The organism is Pseudocitrobacter faecalis, assembly GCF_965231525.1.
GTDB classification, from domain to species: Bacteria; Pseudomonadota; Gammaproteobacteria; order Enterobacterales; family Enterobacteriaceae; genus Pseudocitrobacter; species Pseudocitrobacter faecalis.
Window position 1 is genome coordinate 1,897,999 of record NZ_CBDDNJ010000002.1, and the last position, 20,562, is coordinate 1,918,560.

Annotated in this window: 21 protein-coding genes; 14 read left to right on the forward strand and 7 right to left on the reverse strand. The window is 54.4% G+C overall.

Translation table 11 applies throughout. The features are described 5' to 3' along the window. The first annotated feature begins 294 nt into the window (after positions 1 to 294). On the forward strand, positions 295 to 1,131 hold the full coding sequence (locus tag ACOXYR_RS09850; RefSeq protein ID WP_189623107.1) for an alpha/beta fold hydrolase: 837 nt from the start codon (positions 295 to 297) through the stop codon (positions 1,129 to 1,131). 69 nt (positions 1,132 to 1,200) lie between these two features. Here ACOXYR_RS09850 and fnr read toward each other — a convergent pair whose 3' ends face one another. Together fnr and ogt are read right to left on the reverse strand one after the other, a co-directional pair. After that, positions 1,201 to 1,953: a fumarate/nitrate reduction transcriptional regulator Fnr gene (gene fnr / locus ACOXYR_RS09855; RefSeq protein WP_015964308.1), complete on the reverse strand. Its 753-nt coding sequence runs from the start codon at positions 1,951 to 1,953 to the stop codon at positions 1,201 to 1,203. 194 nt (positions 1,954 to 2,147) lie between these two features. Beyond that, positions 2,148 to 2,663, reverse strand: a complete 516-nt coding sequence (gene ogt, locus ACOXYR_RS09860; protein ID WP_421355991.1) for a methylated-DNA--[protein]-cysteine S-methyltransferase — start codon at positions 2,661 to 2,663, stop codon at positions 2,148 to 2,150. Between the two features lie 452 nt (positions 2,664 to 3,115). Here ogt and smrA point away from each other — a divergent pair, with 452 nt between their 5' ends. Then, positions 3,116 to 3,679 (forward strand): DNA endonuclease SmrA, encoded by a 564-nt coding sequence (smrA, locus tag ACOXYR_RS09865; protein WP_407732801.1) that lies wholly within the window; start codon positions 3,116 to 3,118, stop codon positions 3,677 to 3,679. On the opposite strand, the gene ACOXYR_RS09870 is transcribed toward smrA, so the two are convergent. Then, positions 3,676 to 4,482 (reverse strand): IclR family transcriptional regulator domain-containing protein, encoded by an 807-nt coding sequence (locus ACOXYR_RS09870; protein WP_108474333.1) that lies wholly within the window; start codon positions 4,480 to 4,482, stop codon positions 3,676 to 3,678. The genes smrA and ACOXYR_RS09870 overlap by 4 nt on opposite strands. A gap of 167 nt (positions 4,483 to 4,649) precedes the next feature. Between ACOXYR_RS09870 and ACOXYR_RS09875 the strand changes: the two genes are divergently transcribed. From ACOXYR_RS09875 to ACOXYR_RS09910, 8 genes are all read left to right on the forward strand, one after another. After that, entirely contained in the window at positions 4,650 to 5,339 is a 690-nt protein-coding gene (locus ACOXYR_RS09875) for a 3-oxoacid CoA-transferase subunit A (RefSeq protein ID WP_421355992.1), read from the forward strand. Positions 5,340 to 5,349: 10 nt separating this feature from the next. Then, positions 5,350 to 6,006, forward strand: a complete 657-nt coding sequence (locus ACOXYR_RS09880) for a 3-oxoacid CoA-transferase subunit B (RefSeq protein ID WP_108474331.1) — start codon at positions 5,350 to 5,352, stop codon at positions 6,004 to 6,006. 9 nt (positions 6,007 to 6,015) lie between these two features. Then, positions 6,016 to 7,218: a 3-oxoadipyl-CoA thiolase gene (gene pcaF / locus ACOXYR_RS09885; protein ID WP_421356014.1), complete on the forward strand. Its 1,203-nt coding sequence runs from the start codon at positions 6,016 to 6,018 to the stop codon at positions 7,216 to 7,218. Between the two features lie 9 nt (positions 7,219 to 7,227). Continuing rightward, the gene (locus tag ACOXYR_RS09890) at positions 7,228 to 8,592 is read left to right on the forward strand and encodes a 3-carboxy-cis,cis-muconate cycloisomerase (RefSeq protein WP_421355993.1); all 1,365 of its coding nucleotides are present in this window, start codon (positions 7,228 to 7,230) and stop codon (positions 8,590 to 8,592) included. After that, positions 8,570 to 9,334 carry a 3-oxoadipate enol-lactonase gene (pcaD, locus tag ACOXYR_RS09895; protein WP_108474328.1) on the forward strand — a complete coding sequence of 255 codons (765 nt, stop codon included), beginning with the start codon at positions 8,570 to 8,572 and terminating at the stop codon, positions 9,332 to 9,334. Before ACOXYR_RS09890 ends, pcaD begins: the two co-directional genes overlap by 23 nt. Beyond that, positions 9,324 to 9,713, forward strand: a complete 390-nt coding sequence (gene pcaC / locus ACOXYR_RS09900) for a 4-carboxymuconolactone decarboxylase (protein ID WP_421355994.1) — start codon at positions 9,324 to 9,326, stop codon at positions 9,711 to 9,713. The genes pcaD and pcaC overlap by 11 nt, the downstream gene beginning before the upstream one ends. A 560-nt stretch (positions 9,714 to 10,273) precedes the next feature. Further along, the gene (locus tag ACOXYR_RS09905; RefSeq protein ID WP_108474326.1) at positions 10,274 to 10,447 is read left to right on the forward strand and encodes a GhoT/OrtT family toxin; all 174 of its coding nucleotides are present in this window, start codon (positions 10,274 to 10,276) and stop codon (positions 10,445 to 10,447) included. 79 nt (positions 10,448 to 10,526) lie between these two features. Next, positions 10,527 to 10,760, forward strand: a complete 234-nt coding sequence (locus ACOXYR_RS09910; RefSeq protein WP_108474325.1) for a hypothetical protein — start codon at positions 10,527 to 10,529, stop codon at positions 10,758 to 10,760. Positions 10,761 to 10,815: 55 nt separating this feature from the next. Here the strand turns inward: ACOXYR_RS09910 and yncL are convergent, their stop codons facing one another. Further along, positions 10,816 to 10,911: a stress response membrane protein YncL gene (gene yncL, locus ACOXYR_RS09915; protein WP_015964321.1), complete on the reverse strand. Its 96-nt coding sequence runs from the start codon at positions 10,909 to 10,911 to the stop codon at positions 10,816 to 10,818. Between the two features lie 201 nt (positions 10,912 to 11,112). On the opposite strand from yncL, the gene ACOXYR_RS09920 reads away from it, so the two are divergent. Together ACOXYR_RS09920 and ACOXYR_RS09925 are read left to right on the forward strand one after the other, a co-directional pair. After that, positions 11,113 to 11,286, forward strand: a complete 174-nt coding sequence (locus ACOXYR_RS09920) for a GhoT/OrtT family toxin (RefSeq protein ID WP_071843511.1) — start codon at positions 11,113 to 11,115, stop codon at positions 11,284 to 11,286. Between the two features lie 72 nt (positions 11,287 to 11,358). After that, complete coding sequence (locus ACOXYR_RS09925) at positions 11,359 to 12,147, forward strand: alpha/beta fold hydrolase (protein WP_421355995.1); 789 nt, start codon at positions 11,359 to 11,361, stop codon at positions 12,145 to 12,147. A 37-nt stretch (positions 12,148 to 12,184) separates the two neighbouring features. Here the strand turns inward: ACOXYR_RS09925 and ACOXYR_RS09930 are convergent, their stop codons facing one another. Genes ACOXYR_RS09930 through ACOXYR_RS09940 form a run of 3 tightly spaced genes read right to left on the reverse strand, consistent with a single transcriptional unit; the run spans position 12,185 to position 18,479 of the window. Further along, positions 12,185 to 14,296, reverse strand: coding sequence for a virulence factor SrfC family protein (locus ACOXYR_RS09930; RefSeq protein WP_421355996.1), 2,112 nt, complete (start codon positions 14,294 to 14,296; stop codon positions 12,185 to 12,187). Beyond that, positions 14,293 to 17,262 carry a virulence factor SrfB gene (locus tag ACOXYR_RS09935; RefSeq protein WP_421355997.1) on the reverse strand — a complete coding sequence of 990 codons (2,970 nt, stop codon included), beginning with the start codon at positions 17,260 to 17,262 and terminating at the stop codon, positions 14,293 to 14,295. Before ACOXYR_RS09935 ends, ACOXYR_RS09930 begins: the two co-directional genes overlap by 4 nt. Before the next feature lie 2 nt (positions 17,263 to 17,264). Beyond that, on the reverse strand, positions 17,265 to 18,479 hold the full coding sequence (locus ACOXYR_RS09940; protein WP_421355998.1) for an SrfA family protein: 1,215 nt from the start codon (positions 18,477 to 18,479) through the stop codon (positions 17,265 to 17,267). A gap of 241 nt (positions 18,480 to 18,720) precedes the next feature. Between ACOXYR_RS09940 and ACOXYR_RS09945 the strand changes: the two genes are divergently transcribed. Both ACOXYR_RS09945 and ACOXYR_RS09950 read left to right on the forward strand, forming a co-directional pair. Beyond that, positions 18,721 to 20,319, forward strand: coding sequence for an ABC transporter substrate-binding protein (locus ACOXYR_RS09945; protein WP_421355999.1), 1,599 nt, complete (start codon positions 18,721 to 18,723; stop codon positions 20,317 to 20,319). Positions 20,320 to 20,328: 9 nt separating this feature from the next. Next, positions 20,329 to 20,562, forward strand: a complete 234-nt coding sequence (locus ACOXYR_RS09950; RefSeq protein WP_421356000.1) for a YdcY family protein — start codon at positions 20,329 to 20,331, stop codon at positions 20,560 to 20,562.

Consider the following 20,562-nt stretch of genomic DNA (forward strand, 5'->3'; position numbering starts at 1 on the left):
TCACTAATATATCAGGATTGGGTCGAGTTGATTAAAATGATTAATCCGATAGTTATTTACGAATATACATAATGGTAGGTGCGGCGTAATTTTACTCCTGACCCGCAGAGGTTGGCACATATAAAAAGGATGGCAGTGAATACATCAACGTTTTTCCCATCGACTATACTGCATCTGACCCAAACAGATTCCCAGGGCTTCAGGCAATGGGCTGGTGCGGTTTTAGCAGTACCTTCATCTACCTGCGTACCACTTTACGTTAACGGCATTTAATCGACACAAGGGGTTCATTCTATGGCATTCGTAACGACTAAAGATGGCGTCAATATTTTCTTCAAAGACTGGGGCCCGAAAGAGGCACAACCGATTGTTTTCCATCACGGTTGGCCGTTAAGCGCTGATGACTGGGACAACCAGATGCTGTTCTTCCTCGCTGAGGGGTTCCGGGTTATCGCTATCGACCGTCGTGGGCATGGCCGTTCCGATCAGGTGAGTGAAGGGCACGACATGGATCACTATGCTGCAGATGCTTCAGCCGTTGTTGAACATCTCGACCTGCACAATGCTGTGCATGTCGGGCACTCAACCGGGGGCGGTCAGGTGGCGCGTTATGTGGCGAAATTTGGTCAACCGCAGGGACGTGTAGCGAAAGCTGTACTGGTGAGTTCCGTTCCTCCGTTAATGGTTAAAACAGAGGCTAACCCTGGCGGTACGCCGGTTGAAGTATTTGATGGCTTCCGTAAAGCACTGGCGGCAAACCGCGCGCAGTTTTATCTCGACGTCGCGTCCGGCCCGTTCTACGGCTTTAACCGTGACGGCGCGGAAGTGTCTCAGGGGACGATTCAGAACTGGTGGCGTCAGGGGATGACGGGTAGTGCGAAGGCGCATTATGAAGGTATCAAAGCGTTTTCAGAAACCGATCAAACGGAAGATCTGAAAGCGATCACCGTACCGGTTCTGGTACTTCAGGGCGATGATGACCAGGTTGTGCCGTACAAAAACGCGGCCATTTTGCAGGATCAACTTCTCAGTAACAGCACGCTGCGTATTTATCCAGGCTACCCGCATGGTATGCATACCACGCATGCGGACGTGATTAACGCGGATATTCTGAAATTTATTCGTGGCTAATTGCCTGATAAGCTGAATAAAAAAGGGAAGCGAAAAGCTTCCCTTTTTAATGTGTAAAACAGAAGGAAATCAGGCGACGTTACGCGTGTGCCCCGCGAGAACCGCCAGCGCATCGCTGTTCTCGATGGTGATGTATTTCCCTTTCACCGCCAGCATACCGCTTTTCTGGAAACGCCCCAGAAGACGGCTGATGGTTTCAACGGTCAGGCCAAGATAATTACCAATATCGCCACGCGTCATGGTCAGACGGAATTCACGCGGAGAAAAACCACGCTGCGCAAAACGACGAGAAAGGTTATAGATAAACGCTGCCAGACGCTCTTCCGCATTCTTTTTGGAAAGCAGCAGGATCATGTCCTGATCGCCTTTGATCTCGCCGCTCATCAGACGCATCATCTGCTGACGCAGGTTAGGCATTTTCCCGGAAAGATCGTCAAGTGTCTCGAACGGAATTTCGCAGACCATTGAGGTTTCCAGCGCCTGCGCAAAACTCGGGTGGTGCCCGGTTCCGATGGCGTCGAAGCCAACCAGATCGCCCGCAAGATGGAAACCGGTAATCTGCTCATCGCCTTGTTCGGTGATGGTGTAGCTCTTGATTGTGCCTGAACGGATCGCGTACAGAGACTTCAGCTCGTCACCCGCTTTGAACAGGGTCTGACCCTTCTGGATGGGCTTTTTACGCTCGATAATGTTATCCAGCTGATCAAGCTCATGTTCATTAAGAGTGAACGGGATGCAAAGCTGGCTGATGCTGCAATCCTGACAGTGGATAGCACAACCGCCAGATTGAATGCGTCGTATAATTCGCTTTTCCGGGATCATAAGTCTGCTCAAGCCGTAATTGATATTGGTCAATTTTAACATCTTTTTGGAGAGCAGGTAAGTAGCGAAGTCCTGATTCACCCAATATTAAAAAGGTAAATAGTTTACGCATTTTATCTTATTGATAATTAATATATTATTTGGAGCCTTTAGGCTCTCTTGCAGTTAATGGTTCCGGAAAACGGCACATAACATCAAAGAAGAAGATAGCCTTCGTGGCGCAAAAGCCACTCTTTACGCTGAACACCCCCCGCATAACCGGTCATGGTGCCGTTTCGCCCAATGACCCGATGACAGGGAACCACAATACTGACCGGATTCGACCCGTTAGCCGCGCCAACTGCCCGCGCAGCCCCGGAGCGTCCTAACTGCGCTGCCAGTTGACCATAGTGCATAACCTGGCCGCAGGGAATGCTGCGCAACGCCTGCCACACTTCGCGCTGAAATGGGGTGCCTGCTGTGGCGGTGGGTAAGGTTTCGATGACGCTCAGGTCACCCTCAAAGTAGTCCGCCAGTTTTTGACTCAGCCCGCCAGGGTTTTGCGCCGCAACGCGTTCATAGCCCTCGACGCGATAGTGAATATCCAGCAACTGTTCCATCCGATCGCTGTGCTCTTCCCACTCAACGGCACGCAGGTGGAATGTTTCATCACAGAGGATCCACAGCGGCCCAAGCGGTGTGGCGATTTTATCTTCAAGCAAGGTTAGCATTAATTCTCTACCTGTTGTTAAAGCACAAGTTTTGTTCAGAATATCATGGGCCCTGGGCGAGAGGTATACTCCTGAATTGTCAATTGCGATGCATCGTTGGCGGGATAGAGGCAGAGAAGAAAAACAGGGATTCGACGACATCCTCGAATCCCATAGTCAACAGCCGGGCGTTTCCAAACGGTTTCCGCATTTTTATCCGTCGTGCAGATAAAATATTTATAACGGTTTTTGGCGTGATTGCCAGAAAACCAAGGTGATATATTTCACATAATAGCAACAAAAACAAAACATTAGTGACGTTAACGTATTAGTTAAGCGCTGTTGAAATCTTCCACGGATGGGGCAGGGAATAATCAGTCAGGCGCGATGATACAGGTCTGATGGGAAAACGCATTGAGACGCGTGTTCTGCGTCGCTATAGTAGGACGTCCGATGCAAACTGGGAGATCCTCATGAACCTTGACGACAAATCGCTGTTTCTTGACGCCATGGAGGATGTTCAGCCACTAAAACGCGCGCAGGATGTGCACTGGCAGCCCGCCCGCAATGCACGTGCGCCACAGCGCATCGACACTCTGCAACTTGATAACTTTCTCACGACTGGTTTTCTTGACATCATCCCGCTCTCCACGCCGCTTGAATTTAAACGGGAAGGGCTACAAACCGGCGTGCTCGATAAACTCCGGCAGGGCAAATACAGCCAACAGGCGAGTCTGAATCTGCTGCGCCAACCGGTTGAACAGTGTCGGCAGAATCTGTACGCGTTTATCCTGGAGGCGCAAAAAGAGGGGCTGCGTAACCTTTTGATTATTCATGGTAAAGGCAAGGCAGAAAATTCACATGCCAATATTGTACGTAGCTATCTGGCGCGCTGGCTGACGGAATTTGATGACGTCCAGGCCTTTTGTAGCGCGCTACCGCACCATGGCGGTAGCGGGGCGTGCTATGTGGCGCTGCGTAAATCGGAAGCCGCCAGGCAGGAAAACTGGGAGCGCCACGCCAAACGTAGCCGTTAACGCAGCAGCAAAGAGAGTTCTGTGGCGGCTTTTTGCAGTTCCGGCAGAATGCGCGACAATAATTCTTCCGCCGACACCTGGCCTGCATGCACGCCGACATTCAGCGCGGCTTCTACCTGGCCTTGCGGGTTAAACAGCGGAACCGCCAGAGAACGCAGCCCCATTTCAAGCTCCTGATCGTTTAACGCATAGCCCTGCTGGCGCACCCGTTTCAGCTCGCTTTTCAACTTACTCACTGAAGAAATCGTCTGCGGCGTATAGCGGATCATGGTGATGCGCGCCAGCATATCATTGAGTTTCTCTTCCGGTTGATAGCTCAGAAGGACGCGGCCCATGGAGGTCGACCAGGCGGGCAGGCGACTGCCGATATCCAGATCAATCGTCATAATCCGCGAACTGGACGCCCTGGCAATATAGAGAATATCGTCACCGTCCAGCGTGGCAATGGAGCACGATTCATTGAGCATGTCGCTTAAGTGTTTCAGCACCGGCTGCGCTGAGCGCGCGAGCGGTGTTGACGCCAGCCAGGCGTGGCCGAGCGACAAAATCCGCGGGCGAAGCTGAAAGTTTTTGCCATCTTCCGCGTAGACAAACCCCAGTTTGCCTAGCGTATACAAACAACGACGCACGGCAGCGCGCGGAATGCCGGTTTTCTGGCTAATCTGGGAAATGGACATCAAACGTCGTTGCGGGGTAAAGGCCTGAATCACTTCCAGGCCGCGCGCCAGCGACGCCATAAAATTCGGATCGCCCTTAAACGGATCGCTATCGCCCGTCAGAATATCGTCTGGATGTTTCTCCATTTTTCTCTCCCTATTTGCCATCGATCACATTCTTTCGCTAAAGATACATGATGTTCGATTATCGCACCATATTTCGATTATCGCCCTTGACCGACATCGTTAACCGGGTCACATTTTGTTCGAACAACGAATAAAAGTGCGATAGCCGCACATCAAGGAGCAACCTGATGATTGATAAAAGTGTATCGACACTGATCGATGCCGTGGCGGGGATCCCCGATGGGGCGACCATCATGATTGGGGGTTTTGGCCCCGCCGGACAACCGACCTACCTGATTGACGCGCTGATTGAACAGGGCGCGAGCGATCTGACCATCATTAACAACAACGCGGGTAACGGTGTGATTGGCCTGGCGGCGCTGCTCAAAGCGGGCCGTGTGCGCAAAATGATCTGCTCATTTCCGCGCCAGGTCGACTCGCAGATTTTCGATGATCTCTATCGCCGTGGCAAAGTTGAACTGGAACTGGTGCCACAGGGTAACCTGGCGGCGCGCATTCAGGCGGCAGGTTCCGGTCTTGGGGCGGTGTTTACCCCAACCGGCTACGGCACTCCGCTGGCCGAAGGCAAAGAAACGCGTGAAATCGATGGGCGTCACTATGTTCTGGAATATCCGATTAAAGCGGACTACGCGCTGATAAAAGCCCATCAGGCGGATCGCTGGGGCAATCTGGTGTATCGCAAAGCGGCGCGGAATTTCGGGCCGATTATGGCTACGGCGGCAAAAACCACCGTAGCGGAAGTCTCGAATCTGGTCACGCTCGGTGAACTGGACCCGGAAAACATTATCACCCCGGGGATCTTCGTACAGCGCGTCTTCTCGCTGGAAAATCTCACCGCACACGCGCAGCGCGCATAAGGAGCCTCCAATGCAAAAATTGTCTCGTGACGATATGGCGAAACGCGTCGCTCAGGATATCCCGGAAGGGGCTTACGTGAATCTGGGCATTGGCCTGCCGACCCGCATTGCTAACTATCTGCCGACAGATAAAGAAATTTTCCTGCACAGCGAAAACGGCCTGCTGGGCATGGGGCCCAAACCACAGCCGGGCGAAGAAGATCCTGAATTGATTAATGCCGGCAAAGAGTATGTCACGCTTTTGCAGGGCGGCTGCTTTTTCCATCACGGCGACTCATTTGCCATGATGCGCGGGGGGCATCTGGATATCTGCGTACTTGGCGCGTATCAGGTTTCTGCCAGCGGGGATCTCGCAAACTGGAGCACCGGCGCACCGGATGCGATCCCGGCAGTTGGCGGCGCGATGGATCTGGCTATCGGCGCGCGTCAGGTCTTTGTCATGATGGACCATCTCACGCGCGACGGTGAGTGCAAGCTGGTTCAGCACTGTACCTATCCGCTGACCGGCGTGGGCTGTGTTAGTCGTATCTATACCGACCTTGCCGTCATTGATATTACCGCGAAAGGCCCGGTGGTACGCGAAATTTTCAATGACCTCTCTTTTGACGAGTTACAACGCGTCACCCCGGTCAAACTGATCAACGAACAAGTGGCGGAAACCGCGTAAGGAACTATGATGAATCAAGCATTTATCTGCGATGCGGTGCGGACACCGTTTGGCCGTTTCGGCGGCACGTTATCCAGCGTTCGCGCGGACGATCTCGGTGCATTGCCCCTTAAAGCCCTGCTGGAACGCAACCGCGGCCTTGACCCGGCGCGTATCGACGATGTGATTTACGGCTGTGCTAACCAGGCGGGGGAAGATAACCGCAACGTGGCGCGTATGGCGCTGCTGCTGGCCGGTTATCCGGAAACGGTGCCGGGCAGCACCATTAACCGTCTGTGTGGTTCAAGCCTCGATGCCATCGGTGTGGCGGCGCGCGCCATTAAAAGCGGTGAAACGCAGCTGATGATTGCGGGTGGTGTAGAGAGCATGTCACGTGCGCCGTTTGTGATGGGCAAGGCGGAAAGTGCCTTCAGCCGCAGCATGAAAATGGAAGACACCACTATTGGCTGGCGATTCATCAATGCGCAGATGAAAGCACGCTACGGCGTCGATTCGATGCCGGAAACAGCGGAGAACGTGGCGACGGAATTTAATATCTCGCGGGCCGATCAGGATGCCTTTGCGTTACGCAGCCAGATGCGTACCGCACAGGCGCAGGCGAACGGCATGTTTAGCGACGAGCTCATTGCGGTTTCTATCCCGCAGCGTAAAGGCGAGCCGCTGAGTTTTACCCAGGATGAGCACCCGCGCAGTACTTCACTGGAGGCGCTGGCGAAGCTGAAAGGCGTAGTTCGCGTTGACGGTACCGTGACGGCGGGAAACGCCTCGGGCGTGAACGATGGTGCCTGTGCGCTCCTGCTGGCGAGCGAACAGGCGCTGGCGCAGAACGATTTACAGCCGCTGGCACGCGTGGTCGGCGTAGCGACGGCGGGCGTTGCGCCTCGCATTATGGGATTTGGCCCGGCACCAGCAGTGCGCAAAGTTTTGGCACAAACCGGGTTAACGCTCGGTCAGATGGATGTGATAGAACTGAATGAAGCTTTTGCCGCACAGGCGCTGGCGGTGCTGCGCGATTTAGGTCTGCCGGACGATGCGGCGCACGTTAACCCGCATGGCGGCGCGATTGCACTGGGTCACCCGCTGGGCGCATCCGGTGGTCGTCTGGCGATGACGGCGGCGTACCAGCTGCGCCGGACAGGCGGGCGTTACGCGCTGTGCACCATGTGTATTGGTGTGGGTCAGGGGATTGCGCTGATCATTGAACGCATTTAAGGAGCTGGAATGAGTTTGTTGACCCCGTTATTGCGCGCTGGCGCACTAACGCATCTTTTCAGCGATGAACAGGTGGTTCAGGGGATGCTGGAGTTTGAGGCCGCGCTGGCGCGGGCTCAGGCTCGGTGCGGTGTGATTCCGGCCTCCGCGGTAGAGCCTATCGTTAATGCCTGTCAGTTTAACAATATTGACTTTCCGGGGCTGGCCGAGGCAGCCGCAAATGCTGGTAATCTGGCGATCCCGCTGGTTAAGCAGCTTACTCAGGTGGTGAAAGCGCAGGATGCTGAGGCCGCTCGCTACGTACATTGGGGTGCAACCAGTCAGGATGCCATTGATACAGGGCTGGTACTGCAATTACGCGCGGCGTTAACGCAAACCGACCGCGATCTCGCGGCGCTTACCGCCATACTGGCGCAGCAGGTCGAGCGCTATCGCACCACGATTATGCCGGGGCGTACCTGGATGCAGCACGCGCTGCCCATCACCTTCGGTCTGAAGCTCGCCGGAACCCTCGATGCGCTGTTGCGCTGGCAGGAACGGTTAACCCAGCTCCGATCACGTGTACTGGTGCTTCAGTTTGGCGGAGCGGCGGGCACGCTGGCATCGCTAAAAGCCGCGGGGCCGCAGGTGGGCGATGCGCTGGCGCAAACACTGGATCTGGCGCTTGCCGACACGCCGTGGCACAGCCAGCGCGACCGCTTGCTGGAAGTCGGCGCGTGGTACGCTGGGCTTTGCGGCACGCTGGCGAAATTTGCAAACGACTTCTCGTTATTAATGCAAACCGAAGTGGCGGAAGTCAGCGAGCCTATCGCCGAAGGGCGCGGCGGTTCATCGGCGATGCCCCATAAACGTAACCCGGTAAGCTGTGCGGCGATTCTTACGGCGGCACAGCGCACACCAGGATTAATGGCGACGCTCTATGCCAGCCAGATACAGCAGCATGAACGTGCGCTTGGCGGCTGGCAGGCTGAGTGGGAAGTCCTTCCTGAACTGATTTCGCTAGCGGGTGGGGTCATCGCGCAAAGCGAATACCTGCTGCGCGGGATGAAAGTCAATGCAGCCAAAATGCGTGCTGACCTGGCGATTACCCACGGCCTGATTATGGCGGAAGCCGTCACGCTGGCACTGGCGGAATTTATCGGTAAAGCCGATGCCCATCATCTTGTGGAACAGCATTGTCATCAGGCTATCGATCAGGATCGTGCGTTGATTGAACTATTACAAAATGATCCCCGGATAAACCAACATCTCTCGGCGTCGACGCTGGCGCAATTGCTTGACCCGGCTACCGCGCTGGGCAGCAGTGACCATTTTGTGCGCCAGGTACTGGCGCGTTACAAGGAGCAGTGTCATGAACCTTCACTATCAAATTGACGGGCCACAAGACGCGCCTGTGATTGTCCTGTCGAACTCCCTTGGCACGTCGCTTTCTATGTGGGAGCCACAGGTTGCGGCGCTCACGAAACAGTTTCGCGTCCTGCGTTACGACACTCACGGCCATGGTCAGACAACGAAACGAGGAAAAGTGACTCTCGCCCAACTGGGCGAAGATGTCATTTCGCTGCTCGATCACCTGAATATTGCGAAAGCCCATTTTTGCGGCATCTCAATGGGCGGCCTGACGGGCATCTGGCTGGCGCGTTTTGCGCCGGAGCGCTTCATCTCCATTACAGTGGCCAATACCGCGGCGAAAATTGGCGAACAGTCAGCCTGGCTTTCGCGTGCACGTACGGTGCGGGAAGAGGGCATGGAGGTGGTGGCGGCTGGTTCAGCGGAGCGCTGGTTTACGCGCGCCTTCCGCCAGCATGAACCTGAAACGGTCGAGCAACTGGTGCATCAACTCGCCCGATCGGAAGCCGAAGGTTACGCTGAGTGCTGTGAAGCGTTGGCTGCGGCCGATTTACGCGGTGAAGTGGCAGCGATTCGCGTCCCCATGCTGATCATTGCCGGTGAGCACGATCCGGTAACGACCGTAGCCGATGCGGATTTCCTGCATCAACATATTTCTGGCTCACAGGAAATAACCCTTGCGGCATCACATCTCTCTAACGTCGAAGCGGCTGCTGCGTTTACAGAAGCCTTAACGGCCTTTGTTCGGGGGCAGAATGGACGATAAATCACATTATGAGCTGGGTATGAACGTGCGGCGCAAGGTGCTGGGCGATTCTCACGTGAACCGTACGCTGGATAACCTTAATCCGTTCAACAGCGAGTTTCAGGATTTCATCAGCCGCTACGCATGGGGCGAAATCTGGACGCGTCCCGGCCTGGATCACCCTATGCGCAGCATGATAACTATCGCTATGCTGATTGCGCTTAATCGTGAGGCAGAGCTCAAAATGCACCTTCGCGCCGCGTTCAATAACGGTGTGACCCGTGACGAACTCAAAGAGTTGATTATGCATTCGGCGCTGTACTGCGGACTGCCCGCGGCCAATGCCACGATGCATCTGGCGCAGCAGGTCTTTGATGAACTTGACGCAAAATCTCCCTAAGCGCGCGTAAAAAAGCCAGCCCACAGGGGCTGGCATTATCATGGCGCGACAGGTTATTCCCTGTTATCGACGTGCAACTGATGATGCGCCGTAGCGCTTTCGCTATCAGTGGCGATGGTCAGATAGTGGTCCGCAACGCCCGCTACTACAATCAATAGCAATAACACGATTGATGCTAATTTTAACCGCCTTCTCTCCCTGATTCGGCGCTGATCTGTCGTGTTAATAACCGGTTCCGCCAGGCGTTCGTGAAGCGACGCTCCACAGGTTGGCAGATAACCGAGTGCTCATGCTCATCATGACTTCATTAAACCCAGTTCGTAACGCGATGGGGCAGGTTTGCTCTACGGCAATTCATTAGTTTGGTGAATGCTCCACGAAAACGACGGCGATGTCCATATTTAGCTTAAGTATCATTCCCGCGACTCTTTTAATTGCACATCAAACAGGCACTTTTCCTGGTTATTGCGCGTGTCACCGTTTTGTGATCGTCCGGGAGTTGCAGGGTAAAGGAATAACGCATAGTACGCGCGACGGTCAGCACGGAGGCATGAACAAAAATGACGATGTTTGAAAAAATGATGGTGATATATCTGATAATTGGCGTCGTAAGTGGCCTGATTACCTGGCATCTGGCCCGCGATAAGCCGGGGATACGTTTAATTTGCGCACTGCTTATAGGTGCAACCTGGCCGCTGAGCTTCCCCGTGGCGTTGCTGTTTGCACTCTTTTAATCCTGAACCGCCGTTTTGACATATCAGGAACAACGTGCGAGGATCCGCGCCGTTATTCAATTTGGTATTGAAATTAGTTATGAATAAGACGGTATTTTGCGCCATTGCATTAATGGCAGTTATCGGTGTCGGAACCCATGTTTCCGCTCAACGCGCGGTGGAATGTACACAACAGGGTGGCGCGGAAGCAGCATGCGTCGCCTCCGCATGGGATATGGAAAAGGTGAATCCTCTGCCGCAGTACAATCCGGATAATGGCGCACTGGAACCTGCGTCAAACACCGTATATCGCGCAGACTTTTCAGGACGTTAAGTAGCAAAAATCAAAAGCAGACAGCACACTGCTTTTGATTTTTTGCCGCTAAACCTTAAGAGAGCCAGCTAAAGCGCGCGAGCAGCAACGATGCCAGACCCACTGCTGCGACGACATTAATCAAGACAACGGTTTTGCTTGAGACGTCCATTATGATGCCCTTTGTGAGTTAACCAGAGGATTTATAGTTCGCATTTATCAGTTTCGCAATACTATTAAATGGTGGTTATGATTATTAAGCGGGGAACGAAACGGTGAATACTCCTTCCGTACTCCGTTAGTCGAACTTGATCTACATCAAAAAAAATAGCATATTGCGCGCGGTTGTTAATTTATTATGCGGGCAATTTGGATGACGCTGTACCAGAATATGCTGATTTTCTACGCCGTGATGGCGACGCTATGTGCTTTTATCACCTGGTTCCTGACTAAAGAAACCCCCACCGTTCGCCTGATGGCGACCGTTTTGATCGGCGCGACCTGGCCGTTCAGTTTTCCCGTTGCCCTGATGCTTTCACTGTTCTGATTTCGGACAATTCGCTGGTAAACTCATGAGGAGAGCTGTATAAAAATACAGTTGTTCATCAGGAGATTACCTATGAAGCATTTTAACTCGATGATTGCCGGTGCCACGGTACGCTTTCATGACTTACCGGGTCAGGGCATCCCTGTTGTTTTTATTCACGGCCTCGGCTGCGCTTCTTCTTACGAATACCCCCGCATTGTTGCTGACGACGCCTTCCGTAACCGTCGGGCGTTGCTGATTGATCTCCCCGGTAGTGGTTACAGTGATAAACCTACCGATTACTCGTTCACCGTCAGCGCGCAGGCTCAGGTCGTCGCGGAGCTTCTTACCGGTCTGCACATTGAGGCCTGCTATCTGTATGGTCACAGCATGGGAGGTAGCATCGCCATTGAAGCAGCGCATCTCCTGGGGCATCGTGTGCGCACTCTCGCGGTTTCCGAACCCAATTTTTATCCCGGTGGCGGTATGTTCAGCCGCAAGATTGCTGCACAAACAGAATCGGAATTTATTGCCAGCGGTTTTGCCCAGTTAATCGCGGCGGAAACGACACCGTGGAAGGGGTGTGTGCAGAATACGGCACCCTGGGCATTGTGGCGTGCCGCGAAGAGTCTGGTCGACGGCGTATCGCCAGACTGGATGTCACGTTTCCTGGCGCTGAGGTGTGAAAAAGCGCTGATTTACGGTGCGTATTCACTTCCCGCTTCGGATGCGGATGAAGTGGCCGCCGCGGGTATACCCTTGCGCATTATTTCTGATGCCGGGCACTGTATGTCCTGGGAAAATCCGTCCCAGTTGGCGAAATCGCTGGATGCAATCTTCTCAGGAACCCGGAACAAACACGCCATGTCGGTCGGCGTGTGAGCAGACTCGGCAACACGTTTCCTCTCTAAAAAAGGGTTCATTCCGCCTGAAGAATCTGCTGCAGCGCCACCCGCTCGGCGGAAGGGACGTTAAAAATATCGTTCCGACATTCACCCGCGCGGGTGTAAAGCGCCATCAGCCAGTCGTAAACGTAGCGGCTGGCGGCGTGTACAGGTTTCTCGTCGAGCTGTGTCAGGCGCTGCAAAGTACGGGGAGGCGGGCTGGTAAAAATGGCGTGACCGATAGCCACCCGGCTGGCGGGTCTTTCGCTGGGGTTGCGTTCGTTATAACCGAGCCAGCAGATAAAATTGCCTATCATGGCGCGAAGCTGCGCAGGGCTCGCCTGATGCTGAGTGGCCGCGAGGCGTAATCGCTCTGCCAGCCTGAGTGAGTGACTGATGGCGATCAGCGTATCGCAAAGCTGTTGCAGGGTTTCTGAGGATAATCTTAGCCTCGAAGCACTGGCTGGCTGACGGCTCCAGTGGCGAAGATGCTGGCACCACACACGATAAGCCTGTATGCCAACGTCGTGCGTTCGCTGCTGTGGCAATGTCCGCGATTCAGGGGGGGCAAACAGATCGACATCGACATGGATCTGAGAGGTAACTCGGGCTTCACGGGAATGCTGTACTTCACCGATGCCAGCGAAATGTTCGAGAGAAGGGAGTAACCCCTCCAGCAATTCGCCATGATGCGCTGCCTGGCGTTGAAGCGCGCGGATCAGTGATTCGCTTTGTACCGAATGATATTTCGGCCCGTTTACGATTGGGCTAATCAGCAGTTGGATCGCTTGCTGGTGTTGTAAGGCCAATGTATCAAAGCGCTGCTTTCGTGTTGCCGTTGACGTGGCGCGTGCAAGCCATTCAATCAGGCGCGCCAGACTATTGCTGTCAAAGGCGTGTAACGTACCCCAGCGCTGGCCTGGTTTACCCACTAAATGCTGAATAGCTTCATCATGCTGCACAGTATGCGCGTCACGGTCATCTTGAGGGGTGATGGCCCATACCAGCCCCGGCATGCCGCTGTCCTGTTGTGGCTGAGTCGCCTCGATCCACTGGCTCAGGTCTCTGGCAATACGCGGGATGGCGCTTCGCTGGCGGGTAGCGTGACAGATGACCAACACATCAGGCTGCATTTGTTGGCGATAGGCTTCAATCAACCAGCGACACTTGCTGGCCTGCAATGTGCCTGACTCGTCGAACGGCGGTACAGGTAGATCAAGGATATCGACATCGCCGAGCACCCCGGATGGGCTGGATAAAACCAACTCGAAGGTCAGGAGCGCCAGCGTAGCACGAGAAAGATTGATGGTTTGTGGGCCGGGTAGTTGTACAAGAACCGAGGGATCGTCTTCGTTTCCAACGAATAAAAAGCCTTCTGCTGGCAGCAAGAACGTATCGACCAGCAGACTTAGCGGTGCAAAAATTTCACCCGCGTGACCCAATAAATGCAAGGCATGTGACAGCGTTTGCCACTGATGCGTAAGCTCAGGACGATCCCCCCACAGCAGTGACCACGCGCGAGTTCTGGCGTTAGGATCCAGTGACGGCAGCAGTTCGACAAAACTATACCACTCGCTATCGGTAATCTCCTGCTGCGCGGCGGGCACCAGCGACTGCCAGTAACGTACCGCACTTACAATTTCTTCAGCGCTAACCGCAGCGGTCATCTGCGGCTGGCGCAGGTTTTGCAGTAAGGCCAGACGCTGGCGAAACGTCTCTGCCCGTAAGGGATGGCTTTCTGCATGGGCAATAAGTACCTGCGCCAGTTGTGCCTCCCGCAGTATGCGCAAACGCAGCGGAAAAGCATCGTCGGGAGAGGGATTATCATGCGTAAAACGCAGTGCCATCTGGCAATGTTGATGACCCGGATTCATGTGGTTGAAGTAGTCGAGGCGTTTCTCGCCCAGTGTTACCGGCAAGCGACCATCACCATCGCCGCACAGGGCGTTCAACAGCCAGGCTTTGGATGCCTGTGAATGACCGAACAACGCCAGTGTGCCTTGTTGCTGCCGGGCTGTCTCCAGCGCATGCTTTTGTGCGCTAAGCCCCAGCAGATGAATCAACAATGCATCCGCTTCCATGTCCAGACCGGGAGCCTTTTTGCGCGTCGTGGAAATCCATGCCATTACCGCCTGTTCTGTATTCATGCTAAGTACACGCTCCCGCTATCGATCCAGTAATGGCTCCCGCGATGTCGGCGGTCAGCCAGGGTATTAAGTTTCAACGTCAGAGCCTCAGGTGATACCGGCGTGCCGTCGGCAAGCCAGGCATCGCTGAGGCTAAATGAGAGAGCGCCTTGCGTAGTCGTGCCTCCCTGAAGCGTTAGCCGCACGTGTAATACGCCATCACCGGCGATGGTTTTCGCAAGCTCCGGTGAGTTGATGCTCAGGGTATACAACGGGGTAGCAGGCCAGCGTGCGTTGGCAAGCTGGCGAAAGCCCAGCGTAACGCTGCCGCGCAGCGGGAAATGAAGTCGCGCATCAAGCGTCGCGCCAGGCTTGTCGAGATCCAGTTCCCGATACCAGATATTCTCATCGCGCAGGGTATTCACCGTTTTATCCAGTACGCCAAGATAGCGGACGGTGGAATAGGCCCCGATATCTGCCGCTTTAAAGTTAAAGTGCGGCAGGCGTAAATCGAGCGCCAGGCTGCACAGCATCGCACCCACCGCGGCGGTGGATTTAGGATTGCCAATGCGTCCCTGTTGGTTAAAGGGATACCATTCATGAACCGGGTAACGGTCGAGCCAAACCATGCGGCTAACCGGCACCGGCTGTAAATAGCGAATCAGCGCTTGTACACCGGGCAAACACCCCGGTCGCCCGGTAATGAGCAGGATATCGCAGGTATAGTGGGTGATGGCTTCACACAGGGCGTGCAGCGGCGAGGCGAGGGTAAACTCCCCTGCAAGCATGGCCTCGTGCAGATCGCGGAACGTTACCGTCAGCGGTACTGACATCACATCAAAGGCTTTGCTTTCAGCGGGTAACGCGTGCTCTACGGCCTGATTGATGTAATTCAACACATTGTGGGTGAGCGGTTGGTCGAGCAATTCGCCAAAGGTGGCGTGCAGTCCGGCTAACGGATCGGCGCTATCGCTCTGCTCCCATGCGGCGAGAATGGCATGCCCGATGGGGATAAACAGTTGCAGCGTGGTCTGCTGGCGCAGGACAGCCAGCGCATCCAGACGTCCTGAATCGCCAAAAAGTGTCGCCATTAGCGCGGCGGCATCATTCACGCCTGCGTGTTGCAGATGCATTTGCAATGCAGGGAGGACGCAACGCTGAATGATATCCAGCAGGACGTCGTCGCCTGCCACTTTGAAGCCTTCGCGAAACAGCAACCGAGGCGTAATCTTGACGTTGCCGGCCGATCCATCATCCAGTTGGTACTGGGTAATGGCCATGTCGGTGGTTCCCCCGCCCAAATCAATCGAAGCGACGCGTAGCGTGCGTTCGCGCGCAATCTCAGGATCTTCAGGGCGATCCGGACGGGCGAGCGCAGCAAACAGCGCCTCCGTTTGCCCGGAATAATGGGCAATCGCTTCGTTGTACAGCCAAACCAGCTGGCCGCAGCTGGCTTCATCCCACGCCATTTGAATCTGCGGCAACGGTACCCGGCACTGGTGAGCATCAAACTCATCATTCTGCGGATGCCAGCCTAACGCTTTCCACACCAGCGCCAGCGCGTCAGACATCCTGCGGCGGAAGATTTCACGCTCCTGCTTTGGCATCGCCGAAGGCAGGGTAAGGATCAGGGTTCGCAACTGGCGGGGCGATGCCGGAAAGCCGAGGCGTAGCCGGGTGGCGACGCTATTGATTTGCCCCAACGACTGCGCCAGTAATTCACACAACATATGCGTCATCAGCGTGCTGCGGCTGTAATGCGGCGTAAATACGGGCATCCGTTCATCCTGAGGTAGGTTGAACAGCGGTTCGCCGTCGTCGTTCAGCAAGTTCATCAGCGGGAAGGCAGTCGCCAGCGGTTCACGTTGTGATTTAGCGTTTAACTGACTGAAGCGCCAGCTGTGTACGGTTGGCGTTTCATCCCAAAGATAACGCCGGGGGCTGGAAATCCCGCTGTAGCCTTCTGTTCCGCTACGCTGCATCGCCAGCATGCGTGCTTCATCACCAACGCGAACTAATGATGGCCAGATAAATGCGTTTTCACGGCCGCTTTCAACGGAAAAGTGTTGTTTGCCAAACCGCGTTTGCGCAAACTCCACCCGGCTGGTAAACATCGGTGCATTCAAGAATTGCGGCTGACTCAGCGAGCGTACCTGAACTTCAGCTGTCTGCCGCAGTCCATCATTGGCATCGCCATGATCTTCAATCAGTACACCGCAGGTGTGTGTATTGCCGACATCCAGAATCAGATCAACAGGAATAGCAGGGGTGCTAAGTGTCGTGGTGACTAACTTGACCTCCGGAACGACCAGTTGTTCGCCGAGCATCGCGACAATATTCAACCAGTGACCCTGATATTCAAACAATCGCATGGCTTGCGCCAGATCCTGCTCACTGCGCGCTTCATGCTGATTGATCGCCTGAATAAAGGCCTCGCGCAGCCAGCCATCGATCCACGTCTGATCGAGAAAATCGGCCAGTTCGTCATCCTGCCAGGCCAGCGCAAAGCGCGTGCCGTTCAGTACGTCGTTCTCTACTGGCGCGAGTGCCGCAGCGTCGTGGCTGCACGTCTGGGTATCGAAAGCTAACGTCACGCGATGGCTATTACCGGCGCTATCGGGCGTCGCAAGCTTGCGAATTTGCACGCGAGCCCAGTTGTCTGGCCCCTCAACGAAGGTGCGTGGCGGGTTAAAACGTAAAAAAGCCAGGGGCAGCCATACGCCATTCAGCAGGTCTAGCGAGTGGTGTAAATCCAGTGTGCTCTCCGGTTTAACCACTTCGGGTTGATGCAGGGCATCACCCGCCAGCGTATAGCGCAGATGGGCGGCATCCCAGTTCAATCGCAGCAACGGGCCATTGGCGGTTTTACGCACAAAGCGGCCGACACCCGGCGAGCTTTGCGGCGTTAAGCCAAAATCAAGAAACTGCACGCCGCTGTCGGCAATCAGCGTAACGCTTTGTTTATAGTCGCAAAGAGTGACCAGCATCGTCAGGCTCCGGTTTTCTTAAAGGTGACAGGCACAACTTTGTCCGCGCTATAACGCGCGATACAGGCGGCCACATCAAAGCTGTCCGCTTTGCAGCTAATCTCTGGCATCGGGAAACGCGTTCCATCGCTACAGCGTGCCGTACCCCGGCTTTTAATCAGCAGCTCGCCGTTCTGGTGCAGCCCGGCGAACAGTGCCACCCGGCAGATAACATTGTCGCCGTGCACCAGACGGGTGGTACCTTTGTTGTTTTCAATCTGATAGCGCAGCGACGGGGCATTTTTCATGTCAAGTAAAAGCCGCCAGTTGCCATTCAGGAAACGTGTAGTGCCGGCGCGAACCTGGTTGGACTCCATGACCAGCGCATCTTTAGCAATCGGAGCCAGCACAATGTCTTTAACAGGGGCAGGCTGTTCCGTATGGCTGGCTAACTGTAAGGGCAGAGTGGGGGTTAGCGTCGGCAATGGCGGTATTACGGATGCGGGGGTGTGCGCCAGTGCAGGCGTTGGCGCTGATGGCCAGAATAGCGATGCAACGGCTGCCACGATGATTGCCGCCGCGAGGGGCAGCGCCCAGCGCCAGCGGTCACGCGGCGCGGTGGCGCGATGAGACGTGGGGGCCTCTTCGCAGGCCGACGCGGGGTCGTCAAGCAGCGGAATATCGGCCTGTGCAAAGGCTGGCTTCGGTTCTGTTGGCGCTTCTTCGGTAGGAATATGTTCAATGCGCGGCTCACACTCAGCGATACGCAGGCAGGCGAATGCATCGTCACGCGCGCTTTCGTTAAGGTTCACAAAGCCCCAGAAGCAAATCACCGGTTTGTCATTTACCAGAAAAAGGTGATTCTCACCCGGAAACTGTAATGTGTTTTCCAGCAGTGCACCGAAGAGTTGTTGCGCTGGTTTGCCTGATTGCTGACAGTTGCCAGAGAGTGTCCACACCGTTTGTTGAAGAGCATCAAGATAACGCAGGGCACCTTCGCGCTGCGCCGTGCTGGCGGCCTTCCAGCTTACAATTGTACCCTCAACAGGCGAATACCAGTCAACGCGGTCGCCATCATCATTTAACTGGGGGATTGCCAGACTGTCGCATACGGCGAATTGTTTACGCAGGCGCAGGGCTTCGCGCACCTGATTCGCCGAATCAAACACGACCTGTCCGCCGCCGCCCACCGCCTGAAAATCATCGAGATTCCCGCTGCGTAAAAGAGTTTTTGCCACATTATTGCCCTTTAGACTTCTTCACACCGTTACTCTACGCAATAGGGCATGGCCACAAAGGGTGAAAGAGAGGGGTAAAATGGGTATTTCTCGGCGTATTAAGTGAAATTGAATCGCGGTGGTGAAGAAAGCGGCAATCTCCACGACTTTTGCATATCCTGAGATAAATTGGTTATTTGCCAGTCCTGACACCCTGTGCTGTTATTAAACCCCATATAATAAAATCGAAAGGCTTATAACCATGTCTACAGGGAAAACACTTCTCGCGCTGGCGCTAAGTGCATTATTACCGGCAAGCGCGGCGTGGTCCGCGAACAACGACACGCTGATCTATTGCTCAGAAGCGTCGCCAGAATCTTTTAACCCGCAAATCGCCAGTTCTGGCCCGTCCTTTGTTGCCAGTTCACAGGTGCTGTATAACCGTTTAATCAATTTTGATCCGGTGAAAAATACGCCGATTCCGTCGCTGGCAACTGAGTGGAAAATTTCACCGGACGGGCTGACCTATACGTTTACCCTGCGTCAGGGGGTGAAATTCAACAGTAATAAATTCTTCAAACCCACCCGCGACTTTAACGCTGATGATGTGGTGTTCTCCGTACTGCGCCAGAAAGACGCCGATCATCCGTACCATAACGTCTCGCAGGGCAGTTATGAATACTTCCATGATGTGGGCCTGGATTCACTGATTAAAGAGGTGAAAAAGGTCGATGATTATCACGTTCAGTTTGTTCTTAACGAACCTAATGCCGCGTTTCTCGCTGACTGGGGCATGGATTTCGCATCGATTCTTTCCGCTGAATATGCCGATGCGATGCTGAAAAAAGGCACGCCGGAAAACGTTGATAACTGGCCGATTGGCACCGGGCCTTATGCGCTGCAACAGTATAAAGTGGATTCGCTCATTCGCTACGTTGCCAATCCGAACTACTGGGATGGTGAAGTCCCGACCAAACATCTTATTTTCTCAATTACGCCAAATGTCCAAACGCGCCTGGCGAAACTGCAAACCAACGAGTGCCAGATTATCCCTGCGCCATCGCCAGTCCAGTTCGACGAAATTAACAAAAATAAAGATCTGATCCTGCATAAAGTCGATGCGCTGAACGTGGGTTATCTGGCATTTAATACCGAAAAAAAACCGTTTGATAATGTGCTGGTGCGCCAGGCGCTAAACTACGCCACCGATAAGCAGGCCATTATTAAAGCCGTATTTTTGGATTCCGGTACGGTCGCGAAGTCACCGATTCCACCAAATATGCTGGGCTTTGACAAAAATCTGAAGGACTACAATTACGACCCGGAAAAAGCGAAAGCGCTGCTGAAGCAGGCGGGGCTGGAGAAAGGCTTTGAGGCCACCTTATGGTCGATGCCGGTGCAGCGCCCTTATAATCCGAACTCGCGTCGTATCGCGGAGATGATCCAAAGCGATTGGGCGAAAGTGGGGGTAAAAGCCAAAATTGTGTCGTATGAGTGGGGCGAATATCTCTCCGGAATGCGCAAAGGCGAGCACGATACGGCGCTGTTTGGCTGGATGTCGGACAATGGCGATCCGGATAACTTTGCCGGTACGCTGCTGGGATGTAGCAGTATTAAATCCGGTTCCAATGCCGCGCGCTGGTGTAATAAAGAGTATGATGGCATCGTGAAAAAAGCACTGCTTGCAAGCGATCCGGCCAAGCGCGCCGCGCTCTATGGTCAGGCGCAGGAGATTTATTACCAGCAAGCGCCGTGGATTGCGCTGGCGAATGGTAAAACGTTCTACGCGACACGCAGTAACGTGACGGGCTACAGCGTCAGCCTGATGGGCAGTGATTTTTCGAAAACGAAAATCAATTAAGGAGTGTGTATGTCACATCTGGATGAAGTCATTGCGCGGATTGACGCCGCGATTGATGAGAGTGTGATCGCTCATATGAATGAACTGCTGGTGGTGCTCAGCGATGATGCAAAGCTTAGCCGGGACGATCGCTATACGCAGCAGCAGCGCTTGCGTACAGCGATTGCGCATCATGGTCGTCAGCATAAAGAGGACGAAGAGGCTCGTCGCGACCAACTCACCCGAAGCGGTACTATTCTGTAA